Genomic DNA, 17,313 nt, shown 5'->3' with positions numbered 1-17,313 from the left:
ATCAGTGTAAGGCAGAACCCTGACGCGCGTGCCGACAAGATGCGTTTTTGATGATCTTCTCACCGGACTGTTACGTTTTGTCACATTTATACATAGTCACGGCATAGTCAGGGGGTAACATGGTGCCATCCTTGATGAAGCTATCTCTTCTTCCTCTCTCTTTGACTGCATGGATCTTGTGATGAAAACGCGCGTGTGGCTGTGGCTTTTCCCTCTTCTACTATTGCTGGCGGCGGGCGCCTGGCATCTGCGGCAGGCTGAACCCGCCAGCAAGCCTGCACCAAGAGAGATCAACATCAGGGCCGAAACCGTCAGGCAGAGTCTGGCCGAGCCCTCCATCAAGCTGGTGAGCAAGCTTGCGGCCAATCGCTCCGTGGCCATCAGTCCCGAGGTGACCGGCCGCATTGCCACCATCGCGGTGAGTTCCGGCCAGCAGGTCAAACAGGGGCAGACCCTGATCGCCCTAGATGCGGGCAAGCAGCAGGCGGAGCTGGCCGAGCAGAGCGCCAGCGTGCGCGACGAGGCTCGCAAGCTGCGGGACATGCGCAAGCTGGTGGCGCGAGGCGCCGTCACCACCTCGGAGCTGGAGGGGCAAGAGGCGACTGTTGCCCAGGCCCAGGCCCGGGTCGATGCGGCCCGTTACGAGCTCTCCCTGCGCACCCTGGCGGCCCCCTTCGACGGCACCGTCAGCCTCATCGATCTCAGCGAAGGAGCCCTGGTCAACAGCGGCGACGTGCTCTTGCATCTGGACGAGCTGGCAAAACTGCGGCTCGATCTGGCGGTGCCCGAGCGCTACCTCTCCCTGCTGCGCCCCGGCATGGCGGTGACGGCAACCAGCTCGGCCTGGCCGGATCAATCCTTTTCCGGCGTGCTGGAGACCCTCGACAGCCGGATCTCCAGCGACACCCAGAACATCAAGGCCCGCGTCATCCTGCCCAACACCGGTGGCCAGCTGCGTCCCGGCATGCTGATGAACGTGGATCTCTCTCTGCCACCCCAGAAGATGACCCTGATCCCCGCCCAGTCGGTGGAGTATGCCGGCGAGCAGCGCTTCGTCTATCGCCTGGAGGCGGACGGACGGGTGAAGCGGGTGCCGGTGGAGCTTGGCGACACCCATGGCGAGGCCGTCTGGGTGCTCAAGGGGTTGAACGTCGGCGATCGCATCGCGGTGGAGGGGCTGGTCAATCTGCGCGACGGCGCCCAGGTACGTGATCTGGGCGAGGTGAAAGGCTGATGTGGCTCTCCGATATCTCAGTACGCCGTCCCCTGGTGGCGGTGGTCATCAGCGCCCTGCTCACCGTGTTCGGCCTGGTGGCCTTCAGCAAACTCACCGTGCGGGAGATGCCGGATGTGCAGACCCCGTCCGTCTCCATCACCACCACCTATGAGGGGGCGGCCCCCGAGGTGATGGAGAGCCAGGTCACCAAGCCCATCGAGGATCAGCTCTCCGGCATCAGCGGCATCAAGAACATCAACTCGGTGACCCGCAAGGGGCGCTCCTCCATCACGGTGGAGTTCAAGCTCGGCTGGAACATGCTGGAGGGCACCTCCGACGTGCGTGACGCCATCTCCCGGGCCAGACCCAAGCTGCCAGACGGGGCGGACGAGCCCATGGTGACCAAGGACAACGGCAACGGGGATGTGGCCATCTGGCTCAACTTCAGCAGCACCCAGATGGACCGTACCGCCATGACGGATTACGCCAATCGCATGCTGGTGGACCCCTTGAGCCTGGTGGACGGGGTAAGCGAGGTGTCTCTCTCCGGGGACCTGACCCAGGTGATGTACGTGCGGCTGCGCCCCGCCGACATGGCGGCCCGCGGCATCACGGTGGCCGACGTGCAGGATGCCCTCAAGCGGGAGAACATCGAGCTGCCGGGCGGCGAGATCCGCAACAACACCATGACCATGGCGGTGCAGATCGCACGGCTCTATCACAGTGCGGAAGATTTTCGCACCCTGCCGGTGAAAACCGCCACCAATGGTCAGAGCATCTATCTGGCGGACATTGCGGATGTGGAGGTGGGGGCCAAGAACGAAGACAGCGCCTATCAGCGCAACGGCCGCGAGAGCCTAGGGATTGGCATCGTCGCCCAGTCCACCGCCAACCCCCTGGCGGTGGCCCAGGGCATCGAGAAGAAGCTCGTGGAGATGCAGCGCTTCCTGCCGGAGGGGGCCACCCTTGAGGTCGACTACGACTCCACCATCTTCATCAAGCAAGCCATCGACGAGGTATACGAGACACTCGCCATCTGCGCCCTGCTGGTGGTGGCCGTGCTCTATCTCTTCCTCGGGCAGGGGCGCACCACCCTCATCCCCGCCATCACGGTGCCCGTCTCCCTCATCTCGGCCTTCATCGGTGCCTGGTATCTGGGCTTTTCCATCAACCTCATCACCTTGCTGGCCCTCATCCTCGCCATCGGCCTGGTGGTGGATGACGCCATCGTGGTGGTAGAGAACATCCACCACCACCTGCAACGGGGCGAGTCCCCCTTGATGGCGGCCTGGCACGGCACCCGGGAGGTGGGCTTTGCCGTCATCGCCACCACCGCCGTGCTGGTGATGGTGTTCGTGCCCATCGCCTTCATGGATGGCATGGTGGGGCGCCTCTTCACCGAGTTCGCCATCCTGCTCTCCCTGGCCGTGCTCTTCTCCTCCCTGGTGGCGCTCACCCTGACCCCGGCCATGGGCTCCTGGCTGATGCGTGCCGTGGACAAGCCCAACGCCCTGACCGCCACCCTGGACAAGGGACTTAGCTGGGTGGAGGAGCGTTATCGCCGCGTGCTGGAGGCCGTGCTGCGCCGTGCCGTCTGGATGCCCCTGATGTTGCTGCTCTGCCTCGGCGGCATTGGCGCCCTCTTTGGCAAGCTGCCCGCGAGCCTCACCCCGACCGAGGACAGGGGCGTGCTCTATGTGTTCGTGAAAGGGGCGGAGGGCACCAGCATCGAGCGGATGAAGCGCAACATGCAGCAGGTGGAGGCCGCCATCCTGCCGCTGCTCGGCAAGGGGGTGGTGCAGGCCATGAGCTTCAGCACCCCGGCCTTCGGGCGCGGCGGCGATCAGACCGGCATGGCCATCATCCAGCTCAGCGACTGGGCGGTGCGGGACGAAACGGCCACCGAGTTTGGCCGCTCCCTGAGCGGCCGCCTCGCCGGCATCCCCGACGTGATGATCCGCACCTTCCAGCCGGGGTTCAGAGGCGGATCCACCGCGGCGGTGCAGTTCGTGCTGCAAGGCTCCGATTACGGCGAGCTCAACCAGCAGGGGCTGGCGCTCAAGGAGGCGGCGGCCCAAAGCGGGCTGATGCAGAGCCCGGATCTCGACTATGCCGAGAAGACCCCGGAGCTGCAGGTGACCATAGAGCGGGAGCGAGCCACCCAGCTCGGCATTCCGGTCTCCACCATCGCAAGCTCCCTGCAGGCCCTGCTCGGCGGCGTCAGCCAGACCACCTATGTGGACAGGGGCGAAGAGTATGATGTCTACCTGCGCGCCAACCAGACCCAGTTCAACGGCATCTCCGATATCAGCCGCATTTATTTGAAGGCCGCGAGCGGCGAGATGGTGAGCCTCTCCACCCTGGCGACCGTCACCCAGGTGGCGAGTCCCCAGCGCCTCAACCACTACCAGCGCCAGAAGGCGGTCACCCTCACCGCAGACCTGGCCCCCGGCCACACCCTGGGGGAAGCGCTTGACTTCCTGGATGGCTGGGCCGCGGATCACCTGCCCACCGGCATGTCGGTAGATTACGCCGGCGAGTCTAAGGACTATCGCGACAACCAGGGGGAGATGGCGCTGGTGTTCGGCCTGGCCCTGCTGGTGGTCTATCTGGTGCTGGTGGCCCAGTTCGAGAGCCTGCTGACCCCGGCGGTGGTGATGATGACGGTGCCGCTCGGTATCTTCGGCGGCCTGCTTGGCCTCTGGCTCACGGGGCAGGAGCTCAGCATCTACAGCCAGATAGGCATGATCATGCTCATCGGCATGGTGACCAAGAACGGCATCCTCATCGTGGAGTTCATCAACCAGCTGCGCCAGCGGGGTGAAGGGTTCGAGGAGGCGATCATCAAGGGGTCGGTGCGCCGCCTGCGCCCCATCTTGATGACCTCGCTCACCGCCATCATCGGCGCCGTGCCCCTGATGCTCTCCATGGGGGCGGGGTACGAGAGCCGGATGGCCGTGGGGACCGTGGTCTTCTTCGGGTTGTCGCTCGCGACCCTGGTGACCCTGCTGGTGGTGCCCGCCATCTATCACCTGATCGCCAGACGCGCGGGGATGACGGGGGCGCGGGACCGACTGGTGGACGAGGTACTGGCCACGGCAACCCCGGCCAGTCCCTCCCCGGTGCCGGGGGCGGTGGCCCCCGAGGGGCGGGACAAACCGGCGGCCTAGCGTGCCTACCCGGATGACAGCAAGCAGGGCGCCAATGGGCGCCCTGCTTGTTGATGAGATCTGAGTCTGTCACGCCGACCTGTCGCGCCCGCTCGAAGGCGCCCCTTCCCCTCGCGTTCTGTAGGGGCAAAAAGCCGTCGCCCCCGCCTTGCTCTGCCGGTATAATGCGCGACCCGAATTGTTCCAGGTGGTCAAAATGCAGCCGGTTACCAACCTCTTCTCCTATCCCCGTTACTGGGCCGAGTGCTACGGCACGGCGCCCTTCCTGCCCATGTCCCGCGCGGAGATGGACAAGCTCGGCTGGGACAGCTGCGACATCGTGCTGGTGACAGGCGACGCTTACGTGGATCACCCGAGCTTCGGCATGGCGGTGATCGGCCGCATGCTCGAATCCCAGGGTTTTCGGGTCGGCATCATCGCCCAGCCGGACTGGTCATCGAAGGATGACTTTATGCGCCTGGGCAAGCCGAACCTCTTCTACGGGGTGACCGCGGGCAACATGGACTCCATGATCAACCGCTACACCGCCGACAAGAAGCTGCGTCACGACGACGCCTACACCCCGGGGGATGTGGGCGGCAAGCGGCCGGACCGCGCCACCCTGGTCTATACCCAGCGCTGCAAAGAGGCCTATAAAGAGGTGCCGGTGGTCATCGGCGGCATCGAGGCATCCCTGCGCCGCATCGCCCACTACGACTACTGGTCCGAGACCATCCGTCGCTCCATCCTCATCGATGCCAAGGCCGACATCCTCATCTACGGCAACGCCGAGCGCCCCCTGGTGGAGGTGGCTCACCGCATCGCAGGCGGCGAGACCATCGACACCATGCAGGACATTCGCGGCACCGCCGTCATCCGCAAGGAGCCGCTGCCGGGCTGGCGCGGGGTGGATTCGAGCAAGCTCGACCAGATTGGCCGCATCGATCCCATCCCCAACCCCTATATGGAAGGGGCGCCTTGCTCTGATGACGATGGTACCGCGCCGATGGAGCAGGAAGCCAAGCCCATCCTGGTGCAACCGCCCAAGCAAAAGCCGTGGGAGCTGACCTACGTCAAGCTGCCGGCGTTCGAGCGGGTGAAGGAAGACAAGGTGCTCTACGCCCATGCGTCGCGCATCCTGCACCACGAGACCAACCCCGGCTGCGCCCGCGCCCTCTCCCAGGCCCACGGCGATCGCATCATCTGGGTCAACCCGCCTGCCTTCCCGCTCGAGACCGACGAGATGGACGGGGTGTTCGGCCTGCCGTACCAGCGGGTGCCGCACCCGGCCTATGGCAACGAGAAGATCCCGGCCTACGACATGATCAAGACCTCGGTCAACATCATGCGCGGCTGCTTTGGCGGCTGCTCCTTCTGCTCCATCACCGAGCACGAGGGGCGCATCATCCAGAGCCGCTCGGAAGAGTCGATTCTCAAAGAAATCGAAGAGATCCGCGACAAGGTGCCGGGCTTTACCGGTGTCATCTCGGATCTGGGCGGCCCTACCGCCAACATGTATAAGCTCCGCTGCAAGAGCCCCAAGGCCGAGCAGACCTGTCGGCGCGCCTCCTGCGTGTGGCCGACCATCTGCCCGCACATGGATACCGACCACAGCCCGACCATCAACCTCTATCGCAAGGCGCGTGACCTCAAGGGCATCAAGAAGATCCTGATCGCCTCCGGCGTGCGTTACGACATCGCGGTGGAAGATCCGCGCTATATCAAGGAGCTGGCCAAGTACCACGTCGGCGGCTACCTCAAGATAGCGCCGGAACACACCGAGGAGGGCCCGCTCTCCAAGATGATGAAGCCGGGCATGGGCAGCTACTACAGCTTCAAGGAGCTGTTCGACAAGTATTCCAAAGAGGCGGGCAAGCAGCAGTACCTGATCCCCTACTTCATCTCCGCCCACCCGGGCACCACGGATGAAGACATGGTGAACATGGCGCTCTGGATTAAAGCAAACCGCTTCAAGCTCGATCAGGTGCAGAACTTCTACCCGTCGCCGCTCGCCAACGCCACCACCATGTATTACACCGAGAAAAACCCCCTCAACAAGGTGAGCCGCCAGGGCGGGGATGTGTTCGTGGTGAAAGGGGAGCGTCGCCGTCGCCTGCACAAGGCGCTGCTGCGCTACCACGATCCGGCCGGCTGGCCGATGATCCGCGAAGCCCTGCTGGAGATGGGCAAGGGCCACCTGATCGGTAACGGCCCCGACTGCCTGGTGCCGCCGGAAGGCCGTGGCGAAGCCAAGGCCGAGCGCAGCCGCAACAAGGGCCTCAAGCCCGCGTTGACCCGCCATAGCGCCATCACCCATCAGCGCAGTAATGGGGCGGGCAACAAGGCTGCTCGCAGCGAGGCTGGTGCAGGGAATGCCCCGGCAGCCAGCCGAAACGGCGGCAAGGCGGGCAATGGCAAGCCGGTGGGGTCTCAGCTCCAGAAAGGCTCGGGCAACGGCAAGCCCAGTTCGCAAGGTACAGGTCAGGGTGCAGGTCAGAGTGCTGGTAAGAGCAAACCGGCTCACAAAGGCAGGGCGCCGACCCGCGCCGGCTCCGCCAAGCCGGGTGCCAAACCCGCTACTCAGGGCGGCAAGCCTGCGGCCAAAGGGAATGGTGCCAAGCGACCGGCTCGGTGAGTTTGCTGATTGGGAAAACGATATAAATAAAAAGGCGACCAGATGGTCGCCTTTTTATAATAAATTAATTGTTTGTATGGAGATGGTATTCACCTGACAGTTGACCACAAAAGGGAGTGGTCATACGGCTTCAAACCGGATAACAAAACGGTACCCCTACCGTGTTATCTGGAGTCACCGTATGACCACCAACGAGAAAGTAGCACGTCGCAAACTCAGCCTGCTAGAGCTCGCCAAAGAGCTCGCCAAAGAGCTCGCCAAAGAGCTCAATAATGTCAGCAAAGCCTGCAAGCTCATCGGCTACAGCCGTCAGCAGTTCTACGAAATTCGCCGTAATTACCAGACCTATGGCGCCGAGGGATTGCTCGACAAATTGCCCGGCTGTAAAGGGGCTCATCCCAATCGGGTCGCTCCCGAGATTGAACAGGCCATCCTCGATTACTCCCTCACCAGACCAACTCATGGCCCGCTGCGGGTCGCGCAAGAACTGGCTCTGCAAGGCATCAATGTCAGTGCGGGCGGTGTGCGTGGCGTGTGGCAACGGCACGACTTGCTCTCCAAACACGACCGCTTGCTGCGCCTTGAGAAAACTCACCGGGAGCAGACCATTGAGCTCAATGACGAGCAGATTCGCCTGCTCGAACGCTTCAGCCCCGAGTTTCGCGAACGCCAGATTGAGGTTCACTACACCGGAGAACTGGTGGCGGTCGACACCTTCTTCGTCGGCGCGCTCAAGGGGGTTGGCAAGGTGTATCTGCAAACCGTGCTGGACTGCTATAGCCGCCACGCCTGGGGACGGCTCTACACCAGCAAGCTGCCGGTGACCTCGGTTCATGTGCTCAATGAAACGGTACTGCCGTTTTTCGAGGCCCACGAGGCACGGGTCTATACCATCCTGTCGGATAACGGGCGCGAGTTCTGTGGACGTCCTGACCACCATCCCTACGAGCTGTTCCTGCAACTGGAGGGGATTGAGCACCGGACAACCAAGGTACGCAGGCCGCAGAGCAACGGCTTTATCGAACGGCTGCATCGCACACTGCTGGATGAACACTTCCGTATCAAGGGGAGGACGACCTGGTATGAGTCGGTAGAACAGATGCAGACAGACCTGGATAGCTACCTGGAACACTACAACACCCAGCGGCCACATCAAGGCAGGATGATGGAGGGACAGACGCCTTACAGCATGTTCAAGAAGGGTCTGAAATTGATACCGAAGGAAGTGCGCAGTAAAGTAGCGTAAACAAGACACCGGTTTGAGGCCGGTGTCAGGTGATAACTAGATCTGTACAAATTGTTTTTTCTAATAGTAATTGCTTCTTCAACAGCATTTGCTAAGTGTTCTTCGGGAATTCAGATAATAAGTGCGACACTCATGGATGAATGGCGAGAGGTGGCCAACTGCTGATTGGTGGTACCCTTATGCTCGCCAAAGTAAAAGCAGTATCACCATGAGCTATCAGCAGTTGACCGAGGGGCAACGATACCAGTTATCGGTGCTTCGCGCACAGGGGATGTCCATCCTTGCCACCGCACGCGCCATTGGCGTTCATCGCTCCACCCTCTACCGGGAGCTGCGTCGTAACGCCGGGCCGCAGGGCTACCAGCCAGACAATGCGCATCAGCACGCCACCCACCGACGGGCCAGTGCGGCCAAATCTCGGCTATCTGCCGATGTCATCCAGTTTGTCGAGCTGACACTCGCCTGGTGGTGGAGCCCGGAGCAGATAAGCGCGGTGGGCAAGCAGATAGGCCTCATGGTGAGTCACGAGTGGATATACCGCCATGTGGCCGCCGACAAAGCCCGGGGTGGCCAGTTGTACCGCCATCTGCGCCAGGGCCACAAGCGCTACCGCAAGGGGGCGAGCAGCCTGCGTTCTCCCATCAAGGAAGCCCGCTCTATTGATGAACGGCCGGCTATCGTCGATAGCCGGGAGCGGCTCGGTGATTGGGAGGCGGACACGGTGCTGGGCAAGCAAGGCACAGGTGCACTGGTCACCCTGGTGGAGCGCAAGAGCCGGCTCTATCTGGTCAAGCGGGTCGCGAGCAAACAGGCTGGGGTGGTGCGGGATGCGATAATCGAGATGTTAACGCCCTACATCGAGCAGGTGCATACCATCACCTTTGACAACGGCGGCGAGTTTGCCGAACACAAGGCGATAGAGGAAGCGCTGGGTGCCGAGACTTACTTTGCGCACCCTTACTCTTCGTGGGAGCGCGGTCTGAACGAGAACAGCAATGGGCTGTTGAGGCAGTTTATCCCAAAGGGAACAGACCTGAGAGAGGTCACGGACGAGGATGTCAGGAGAGCGGAGCAGTGGCTCAACCTACGACCTCGGAAATGTCTCGGATTCAGGCAGCCTGTCAAGGTATTCGAAGAGTACTGTCAGGCGGCATAGGCGAGTGTCGCACTTCGAAGTTGAATTCGCGGTCAAGGTATTCGAAGAGTACTGTCAGGCGGCATAGGCGAGTGTCGCACTTCGAAGTTGAATTCGCGCCATACTCATGTGCCGATCCAGATAAAAAGATAGTTTTTCTTCTATATGCCCATTCCAACTGATGAAGGATATCTGTTATTTCTGAATAGTCAGATACAAGAATTGTTTTGATACCAAACCGAAGTAGATCTTGAATAAAAAGCTCTTGTTTTCGTATTTTATATTCTGTGTCTGCCTGAGATGCATCCGTGGTTGGAGCCACAAGTTTCTGAATGCAATAATGCTGCCTTTGATCATTCGAGTAAGAAATTCGGACTCTGCTCAGGATGTAATCAAGGTTCGGGTCCGTAAAACTAAAACCTAAAAATAAAAAAGTCTTAGATACTAGATCACCGCTTAAAGCATTAATAAAGGGCTGCATCTTGACATGATAATTCTCGTAATCATCTTTCGTGATTACAGCTTCATCAGGATTATCTATGTCTCCATGCATTTTGTAAACAACAGCATCTCGGCCCCGCTTTGTAAAACTCAGTTGTTTAACACGATATTTTGTATCGGATATTTTTCCTGCTTCAGTTAAAGATTTTTCGATAAGTTTATCGTAGTTAGTAGTCCAGTATGTAGATATTGGAAGTCTTGCAAGAATCTTATGGTTTTCGGTTATTTCGACATCATCGGATAGCTTATTTATTAAGAGCTGATTAAGTTTACCTCGGTTTGCTAAGTTTGAATTGCAGTGATATTGAGCTAAAGCAACTAAATCGGTTTCTTTTTCAATTTCGAGTTCTAGGTCTTCAGCTATGGGACGGAGCAATTCAGTCCAACTTACAAAACCAGCGGGGGCAGAAAGCCCCGCACCTGCAAAAATAGCTAAATTATCTTCTGCTAAATCATTTAACAGTGTAGAAATTAATCGTTTCCTTTGTGGCTCCGTAGTCGCTTTCAATCTTTCCACTCCATCATTTACAATTGCTCTGTCGTGATTTTTATCTACTACACAATGTAAACCGTGAAATCTGGGACACCCACCTTTCTGTGCAAGGCGTTAATTCCATAAATCCCTACGCTAACGCCCGTGGATTACAGCTTCCAATATGCTCATTGACCCACAAGGGCAACAACCCATCGAGGCTTAACAGGTTCTGGATGGCTATGGTAAGCCAAACGAAACTGCGGATGTGAGTATCAAATTGACTTAACAATCAGAAAAGTTTCATTTTTTGACCGGCATCAAACTCTCTGGCTCCGGATCCTTCACATCACCCAGCAGAGGTCAGCCACTAGCAGTTGGCCATCAAGCTGTAGCGATAAGAATTGGATGCCTAAGCTCAAAAGATGGCTGCCCCTATTGGGGGAGGCTTTGTTATCTTGCCGGGGATGTTTTGGCAGGAGCGATCCGTGCCCCTTTATCTCACTCCAACGGAAAAATCTAGGACACCCACCTTTCTGAGCAAGGCGTAACGCCACCAAATCCCACGCTACTGCCCATGGATTACAGCTTCCAATATGCTCCATTGACCAGCGAGGGCAGTGACCCATCGCAGTTCAACAGGTTCCAGATTGCCACTGTAAGACAAAGGGAGAAATCTGGGACACCCACCTTTTTGACAGCGGCGTAGTCCTGTACTTGGCTTGAGGTGTTACTGCCCAGGGGGTGAGCCATGACCATTGCCCGTTCACGTCAAATCAGTTTGCAGGATACGCCTTACTATCATGTGGTCAGTCGCTGTGTGCGGCGGGCGTTTCTGTGCGGGGAAGATGCCCACTCCGGCCAGAGTTACGAGCATCGGCGCCAGTGGGTAGTGGACAAGTTGGGCCAATTGTCGCGACTGTTTGCCATCGGTGTGTGTGCCTATGCGGTGATGAGCAATCACTATCACCTGGTGCTCAAGGTCGAGTCGGATACCGCAGGTATTTGGGACACCCACCTCTTTGACAGCGGCGTAGCCCTGTACTTGGCTTGAGGTGTCACTGCCCAGGGGGTGAGCCATGACCATTGCCCGTTCACGTCAAATCAGTTTGCAGGATACGCCTTACTACCACGTGGTCAGTCGCTGTGTGCGGCGGGCGTTTCTGTGCGGGGAAGATGCCCACTCCGGCCAGAGTTACGAGCATCGGCGCCAGTGGGTAGTGGACAAGTTGGGCCAATTGTCGCGACTGTTTGCCATCGGTGTTTGTGCCTATGCGGTGATGAGCAATCACTATCACCTGGTGCTCAAGGTCGAGTCGGATACCGCTGCCAATTGGAGCGAGCGAGAGGTGGCCGAGCGTTGGGCGGCGCTGTTCCTGTGGCCGCTGCTGGTACGACGCTGGTATCAGGGGGAATCCCTGATTGAGCCTGAACTCGCTGTGGTGCAACAACTGATAGGACAGTGGCGGGAGCGCCTGCATTCCATCAGCTGGTTTGTGCGGTTGCTCAACGAAAACCTGGCTCGGCAGGCCAATCGGGAAGATGGTTGCAAGGGCCATTTTTGGGAAGGGCGCTTCAAGAGCCAGGCCCTGCTCACCGAATCAGCCCTGCTGGCCTGCATGGCCTATGTTGATCTCAATCCGATACGAGCGGGATTGTCCGATCGGCCCGAGCAGAGCGATTACACCAGCCTCAAGCAGCGTCTCGATGGCGAGCAGTCCGCCGCCCCATTGCCGCCGTTGTTGTTGCCATTCGCGCACGAAGCACGACCCGATAGCCTGCCATATGCCTTTGCGGATTACCTGATGCTGGTGGACTGGACAGGTCGCGCCATCCGAGTGGACAAACGGGGCCATATCCCGGCTTCTCTTGCCCCCATCCTGGCGCGGCTGGGGGTGGACGAGGTGCGCTGGCTCAAGCAAGTGACGCTGTTTCGGCGCCAGGGCATCAGAGTGGTGGGTGACAAAGAGCATTGTCAGCAGTTTGCTTGGCACTGTGGCCAGCGACGGTGTCATCAACCATCCCTTTGAGTGATGAATGCTCGCATCATAACAACGTCCGGTATCGCGCCATCACCCCGCCGGTGTGATCGCATCTGAATTGGCGTCATCGATGCCAAGACATTCTCTTTAATCCCCCGAGTTTCACAAATGCCATCGCAAATGCTGGATGACAAGTTGTGCTGGGCGCTGGATGAGGGCTTTCTCCAAAAGATGGCTGTCCTGATAAGGCTGCAGATAAGAAGAGAAGGGTTAAGGAAGATGTACTATCGGCCCTTTGTTATCAGGCCGTTTTTTCACAACGCTGCGACACCGTGGGTGTTGCTTGAGCAGGTGATTTTTGCATCAGTGAAACAGAGTGAGTGATATGGTTCCTCCAATGGAACAATTCGTACACAAAGATGGCTGTCCCAAATGACGGTCCAAATGACGGAGCTTGTCGTGCTCGGCCTATGGGGAAGGGGGTGGATGACGACGTCCCTTGGGGATCTTTTACGAGAGTCGGCAAATATGGGGACCCACCTTTGGCTCGCATGACCAAACCTGATGCCAAGGGGCGGGTTGGCCGATATCTCGAAGGGGGGCAGCGTTGGCAAAATAACAAGGGCGACCAGTTGGTCGCCCTTGTGTGATGGGCAGAAGCGCGTGCTCTGCCTGTGACGTGACGGTTATTGCAAATCCGTGCTCAGGCTGGGGGCGCCGAAGTTCACCAGGGTGGCATGGGAGTGCTCGAAGTACTGTGACCAGAAGTCACCGAGTGCATCCATGGTCTTGCCGGAACGATAGGCGTGTTTCACCGCGTCGGTCACCAGCCCGGCGCCCGTGACGTAGACGCGAGCGCCTTGCAGATCGGCAAACAGCCCCTTGCTCTTGGCCTGCTTGAGCTCGTCACCGACATTGAGCTGCTTGATCTTGTTGGTGGCATAGAAGCTGGTGTAATCGGAGTGCTCCAGCATATCCGAAATGAGGAACACGACGCGGTCATTGACGCCTTGCTCGGCCTTCATATCTTCACCCACCTTGCGCAGCGAGTTCATGATCTCGCTCTTGGGGATGTCCTGGCGGGCATCACGCAGTGCTTTCACGAACTGTTTGCCAAAGCCGTTACGAAAGACCTTGGTCTGCGTCGTCAGGCAGGTGTCCAGGCCGCGCAATTTGCGCATGCTGACATCGTCCCGGATCTCCCCTTCCAGCGGCATATCCAGTTGCCCCGCGTAGGCCAGGCGAAGGTATTCGCCAGGCAAGAAGGCGGAGAAGGTATAGAGCTTGACGCGATCACCAGCCTGCACGAACCGCTCGATCTGCCCCCAACTGCTGCGTTGCAGATCGTCAGGCATCGGAATGGTCTGGTCGATGATGACCACCAGTTCGCGGCCGGTGCCCGCAGGCTTGATGTCGGTCAGGCCATTGCGCTCATAGCAGCTCTGTATGTCGTTACGCTCGGCCGCCAACGCTGCACAAGGCAGCGTCAACGCCAGTAGCAATACCTGGGTGATCTTCACGATTAGGCACTCTGCTTGGTGGGAAAGAGGCCCAGGGTCTTGAGGGCCATCTGCTGTTCACGGATATCACGCAACTGCGCTTCGTCCACCCCCAGTGCGCGGCTGGCTGCTGCCAGACTCTCTTCGGGCAGGCCAGTGACATCATGGAAATCGGCGGCCTTGACGGCAGCGCCGGTCTGGCCGGGGGCGTCAGTGGTGGGCGGGAGAGCCGCCTCTGCCTGCGCAACAGCCGGTTGTACGGCGGGTGCCGGCTCGGCTTGCGCTGCCGGTGCGACCTGGGGGGCCGCCTGAGGGGCCGGCTTGGGCGGCACGGTGCCTGCCTTGTACTCGATAAAGGCCAGGAAATTGCGATGGGCGGATTTCTCCCCTTCCAGCGCCCCCAGCACACCCGAGTTGGTATGGTCACGGCTCGACAACAGGGTCTGCAAGCGGCGGAGTTTGTCATCGGCATGGCTGGCAATGGCGGTGCGTTGCTGGTCCATCGCGTCCAGCATCTCTTCGGCGGTCGCGTATTCGTGTGTCAGACGCCAGGCTGTTTTGGAATGGGTGCCCGCAAAGTGGTATTTGCTGGCAAGCCAGATGCTGATCCCCTGGATGGCGATGTAGATGAGCGACAGCATGACGTAGGTGGTCAGGCTGGCCTCACGGATGGCCTGCATCTTGTCTTCGATGGTGGCCTCTTCCGCCTCGTTGTTGATGGCTTGAGACTCTTCCGGCAGATCAAACGGCGACCCCATGCTGCTGTCACTCTGTGCCGTTGTTTCGGCGCGCATGTTGTTGACCATCTCGGTTTCGATGCTGTCGAGGGTGGCTGAACGCACCACGAAGGCGCCCACTGCCATGCAGGCAACAAACGAAGCACAGACAATCAGCCAGACAAACTTGCGGCTTACACCTGAATTCACGTCTTTCAGGCGGGCCAGCAACTGCTCGTAGTCAGGTTTGTCAGAGTCCGAGAAGGAGTCTTCCAGATTGATGGCCTTGTTTGCCTTGAGGGTACGGGAGCGTTTTGAGGGCTCTTCCCCTTGCCACCAGTGACGCGCCCGGGCGATCAGGCTGTTGTGATGCAGGGAGTGTCCGGCCACTTCAGCCAGGAATGCGGATGCAACGGCGAGCAGCAGAGCCGTCGCGGCTGCCAGCAGGTGACGGTCATTGGTGGAGGCATCCATGTTCATCCAGCCTGCCAGCACGTAGGCAAAGCCCATTGCCTCGACCAGCACCAGCACCAGCACCAGAGCAAGCACCCACGCCGGGCGCGGGGAGCGGCCGGCCTCTCCTGCCTTGGCAAGGTAGTCGAGGGAGGCGTTGTAGGCTTCTGTCCCCTTTAAATGCTTCTTGTATTCGCGGTAGTACACATTTGACAGGGTCACTTCATGGTTGATCCAGCCATCGCCATCGACCGAGGCCGGCTTGCGGGCGAGACGGGCCACTGTGCCGATCAGCGGCAGGCTGTGCCATACCCGGATCAGGAAGTAGGAGACATGCTCCCAATGCCGCCACACCACCACGGCGCTGACGAGGAATGAAACAATGCCAACGGTCAGCATCTGGTTGGCGAGGATCAGCGTCTTGAGCGCTGCCAAAGAAAAGTCTTCCACTAAGTTTCTCCGTTTTCTTATTTGGAATGGGTGGCGGGAATGGGCAGGTACGAAGCCACATAAGCCTCGGAACCTGCCGGATAGAACAGAGCTCCCTGGCTGACCTTGGCGTTGCCTTTGCTGAACACGAGGTCCATGCAGGACACCGACGCCTTGGGATCGCTGGTGAAGACGCGGTATAGCACTTCACTCTCGCCCTCATAGGTGTTGGCCACCGCCTTGAGGGTCTGGGGCTTCTTCTGATTCGAGGATTTGTAACCCTGAACGACTTGCAGGATCGGTTGACGATCGACCTGGGCGTTGTCACGCAAGATGGAAACCGGAGAGACAGTCACCAGGTGGCCGTTGACGGTATTGGCCCAGACGCGATTGTTATAGCCGGGCATGTACTCCTTGGTGGCATGGCGCGGGAGAGGCTTGTCGTCTGCCATGCTCAGCACCTGGCCTGCACTGCGTGGCTTATCTGCCTCACAGCTCGACATCGGCATGTCGTTTGCGTATGCGCTGCTGATCAGTGCAAAACCACTCGCCTTGGGTTTGATGTTCTGAGCCATGTTCCATTGATAGGTGCCGGCAGGCTTGCCGCCGAAGTCCACTGCGGCCTTGGCATCGGGCAGGGCCTTGGCCGTGCTGGTGTTTGAGGCGCTCTGCTTGGCGGCGGGTTGGCGAGGGGCGGTTTGCGACGTGGCCGCCACCTTGCTTGAACCGCTTGCGGACTGAGCCGCCGGTTTGGTCGCAGCCACACGCGGTTTGGCGGTATCGGAAGCCCCGTAACGCAGATAGCGGGTGTTGTTCTCTTCGGATTGGGCCCGCATGACCAGAGCCTGCTCGTTCGCCAGTTCTACAATTTCGACCCGGCGATTCTGACCGCGAAGCAAGGGGTCGCTGTTGTCTGCGATGGGACGCGACGAACCCGCGCCTTGATAGTAAATGGAAGAGGCCGGGATCCCCGATGCGACCAGGACCTTGCCGACGGCTCGCGCACGTTGCTCGGAGAGTCGCAGATTGAGTTCTGCAGGGCCGGTGGCGTCACTGTGGCCGACGAGGAGGATACGGCGCTGATCCGAGGCGTCTGCGGCTGCGGGTTTGGCATAGAGCTGGGCCAGTTTCGTGACCACGCGCAGGCCGTTTTCTGTGAGCTGGGCAGAACCACTCGAGAACATGCCGGAATCGGGGATCTGGGCCACAAGGCCGGCGTCCTGAGGGACACCGCTCACTGCGGCTGGCTCGGCAACGGTCAGCTTCTCGGTAGCGATGTTGAGATTCTCTTCCTTTGCTATCCGGTCAAGCTCTTGTAGCCTGGACTGCCACATATAGCCTGCCGCGCAGCCCAGCGCCCCACCGAGGGCAACCCCCGCGACAGCCCCTTTTTTCCCGTTGATGGCGTAGCCCGCAGCCCCTCCTGCAATCATGCCAGCCCCACAAAGCACCGGCATGCCGTAATCCTTGCCGATATCATTGACCGTGGATTTGAAATTTTGCATCTGCTGGGAGCTGCAACCCACGGCGGCAATCAATACACAGCTGAGAGGTGCAAGACGAAACGATTTATCCATAGCGATTCCTTGCCATTTATATTTAATAGCGAGATTCAGACATACCAGTGAGGCCAGAGAAAAGCGTCTTCGGGCGGAGTGAAATATCGACACTTGCTGACATAAAAGATATTAGCGCGGGCTGATGTTTAATATCGGCGCCAGGCGTGATCATTCTCGCAAGCGGCTGTGTCTGATATGTCCTGAGTGTCAGAAGAGGCAATTATCTATGCGGTTCAATAGGTATCGAGTGGCTATGATAAGCCAAACGAGCCTGATCATGCGAGTGGAAAAGTGATGCAACCATAGGAAAAACATCAACTT

At 59.2% G+C, this 17,313-nt stretch carries 10 protein-coding genes and 1 pseudogene; 7 read left to right on the top strand and 4 right to left on the bottom strand.

What is annotated here, in order from left to right:
* The first annotated feature begins 181 nt into the window (after nucleotides 1-181).
* From C3F36_RS04135 to C3F36_RS04115, 5 genes are all read left to right on the top strand, one after another.
* Complete coding sequence (locus C3F36_RS04135) at nucleotides 182-1,234, top strand: efflux RND transporter periplasmic adaptor subunit (RefSeq protein ID WP_039039307.1); 1,053 nt, start codon at nucleotides 182-184, stop codon at nucleotides 1,232-1,234.
* Nucleotides 1,234-4,386, top strand: coding sequence for an efflux RND transporter permease subunit (locus tag C3F36_RS04130; RefSeq protein ID WP_104454544.1), 3,153 nt, complete (start codon nucleotides 1,234-1,236; stop codon nucleotides 4,384-4,386). The genes C3F36_RS04135 and C3F36_RS04130 overlap by 1 nt, the downstream gene beginning before the upstream one ends.
* Before the next feature lie 196 nt (nucleotides 4,387-4,582).
* Nucleotides 4,583-7,000, top strand: a complete 2,418-nt coding sequence (locus tag C3F36_RS04125) for a YgiQ family radical SAM protein (protein WP_104454543.1) — start codon at nucleotides 4,583-4,585, stop codon at nucleotides 6,998-7,000.
* 181 nt (nucleotides 7,001-7,181) lie between these two features.
* Complete coding sequence (locus tag C3F36_RS04120; RefSeq protein WP_104454542.1) at nucleotides 7,182-8,246, top strand: IS481 family transposase; 1,065 nt, start codon at nucleotides 7,182-7,184, stop codon at nucleotides 8,244-8,246.
* Nucleotides 8,247-8,454: 208 nt separating this feature from the next.
* Entirely contained in the window at nucleotides 8,455-9,402 is a 948-nt protein-coding gene (locus C3F36_RS04115) for an IS30-like element ISAs2 family transposase (RefSeq protein ID WP_104454191.1), read from the top strand.
* Here C3F36_RS04115 and C3F36_RS04110 read toward each other — a convergent pair.
* Nucleotides 9,368-10,399 carry an SIR2 family NAD-dependent protein deacylase gene (locus C3F36_RS04110; RefSeq protein WP_199769663.1) on the bottom strand — a complete coding sequence of 344 codons (1,032 nt, stop codon included), beginning with the start codon at nucleotides 10,397-10,399 and terminating at the stop codon, nucleotides 9,368-9,370. The genes C3F36_RS04115 and C3F36_RS04110 overlap by 35 nt on opposite strands.
* A 706-nt stretch (nucleotides 10,400-11,105) precedes the next feature.
* On the opposite strand from C3F36_RS04110, the pseudogene C3F36_RS04105 reads away from it, so the two are divergent.
* A pseudogene (locus C3F36_RS04105) lies at nucleotides 11,106-11,363 on the top strand (alpha-amylase family glycosyl hydrolase); the annotation flags it as partial.
* Nucleotides 11,364-11,433: 70 nt separating this feature from the next.
* Nucleotides 11,434-12,384, top strand: a complete 951-nt coding sequence (locus C3F36_RS04100) for a transposase (protein WP_104454541.1) — start codon at nucleotides 11,434-11,436, stop codon at nucleotides 12,382-12,384.
* A 638-nt stretch (nucleotides 12,385-13,022) separates the two neighbouring features.
* On the opposite strand, the gene C3F36_RS04085 is transcribed toward C3F36_RS04100, so the two are convergent.
* From C3F36_RS04085 to C3F36_RS04075, 3 genes are read right to left on the bottom strand one after another with little or no spacing between them, the layout of a single operon-like run.
* Entirely contained in the window at nucleotides 13,023-13,856 is an 834-nt protein-coding gene (locus C3F36_RS04085; RefSeq protein WP_104454538.1) for a hypothetical protein, read from the bottom strand.
* A 2-nt stretch (nucleotides 13,857-13,858) separates the two neighbouring features.
* A complete protein-coding gene (locus tag C3F36_RS04080; RefSeq protein ID WP_104454537.1) occupies nucleotides 13,859-15,454 on the bottom strand; it encodes a hypothetical protein in 1,596 nt (531 codons plus the stop codon).
* Nucleotides 15,455-15,471: 17 nt separating this feature from the next.
* On the bottom strand, nucleotides 15,472-17,010 hold the full coding sequence (locus C3F36_RS04075) for an OmpA family protein (protein WP_104454536.1): 1,539 nt from the start codon (nucleotides 17,008-17,010) through the stop codon (nucleotides 15,472-15,474).
* Nucleotides 17,011-17,313: the final 303 nt, after the last annotated feature.

The organism is Aeromonas sp. ASNIH2 (genome assembly GCF_002934795.1).
GTDB lineage: Bacteria > Pseudomonadota > Gammaproteobacteria > Enterobacterales > Aeromonadaceae > Aeromonas > Aeromonas caviae.
This window is presented reverse-complemented; position numbering and strand designations above follow the sequence as displayed.

What these genes read in the sequence shown, in the direction of transcription:
- C3F36_RS04135 (WP_039039307.1), top strand. Translation starts at nt 182, where the DNA reads ATGAAAACGCGCGTGTGGCTGTGGCTTTTCCCTCTTCTACTATTGCTG.
- C3F36_RS04130 (WP_104454544.1), top strand. Translation starts at nt 1,234, where the DNA reads ATGTGGCTCTCCGATATCTCAGTACGCCGTCCCCTGGTGGCGGTGGTC.
- C3F36_RS04125 (WP_104454543.1), top strand. Translation starts at nt 4,583, where the DNA reads ATGCAGCCGGTTACCAACCTCTTCTCCTATCCCCGTTACTGGGCCGAG.
- C3F36_RS04120 (WP_104454542.1), top strand. Translation starts at nt 7,182, where the DNA reads ATGACCACCAACGAGAAAGTAGCACGTCGCAAACTCAGCCTGCTAGAG.
- C3F36_RS04115 (WP_104454191.1), top strand. Translation starts at nt 8,455, where the DNA reads ATGAGCTATCAGCAGTTGACCGAGGGGCAACGATACCAGTTATCGGTG.
- C3F36_RS04100 (WP_104454541.1), top strand. Translation starts at nt 11,434, where the DNA reads ATGACCATTGCCCGTTCACGTCAAATCAGTTTGCAGGATACGCCTTAC.
- C3F36_RS04075 (WP_104454536.1), bottom strand. Translation starts at nt 17,010, where the DNA reads ATGGATAAATCGTTTCGTCTTGCACCTCTCAGCTGTGTATTGATTGCC.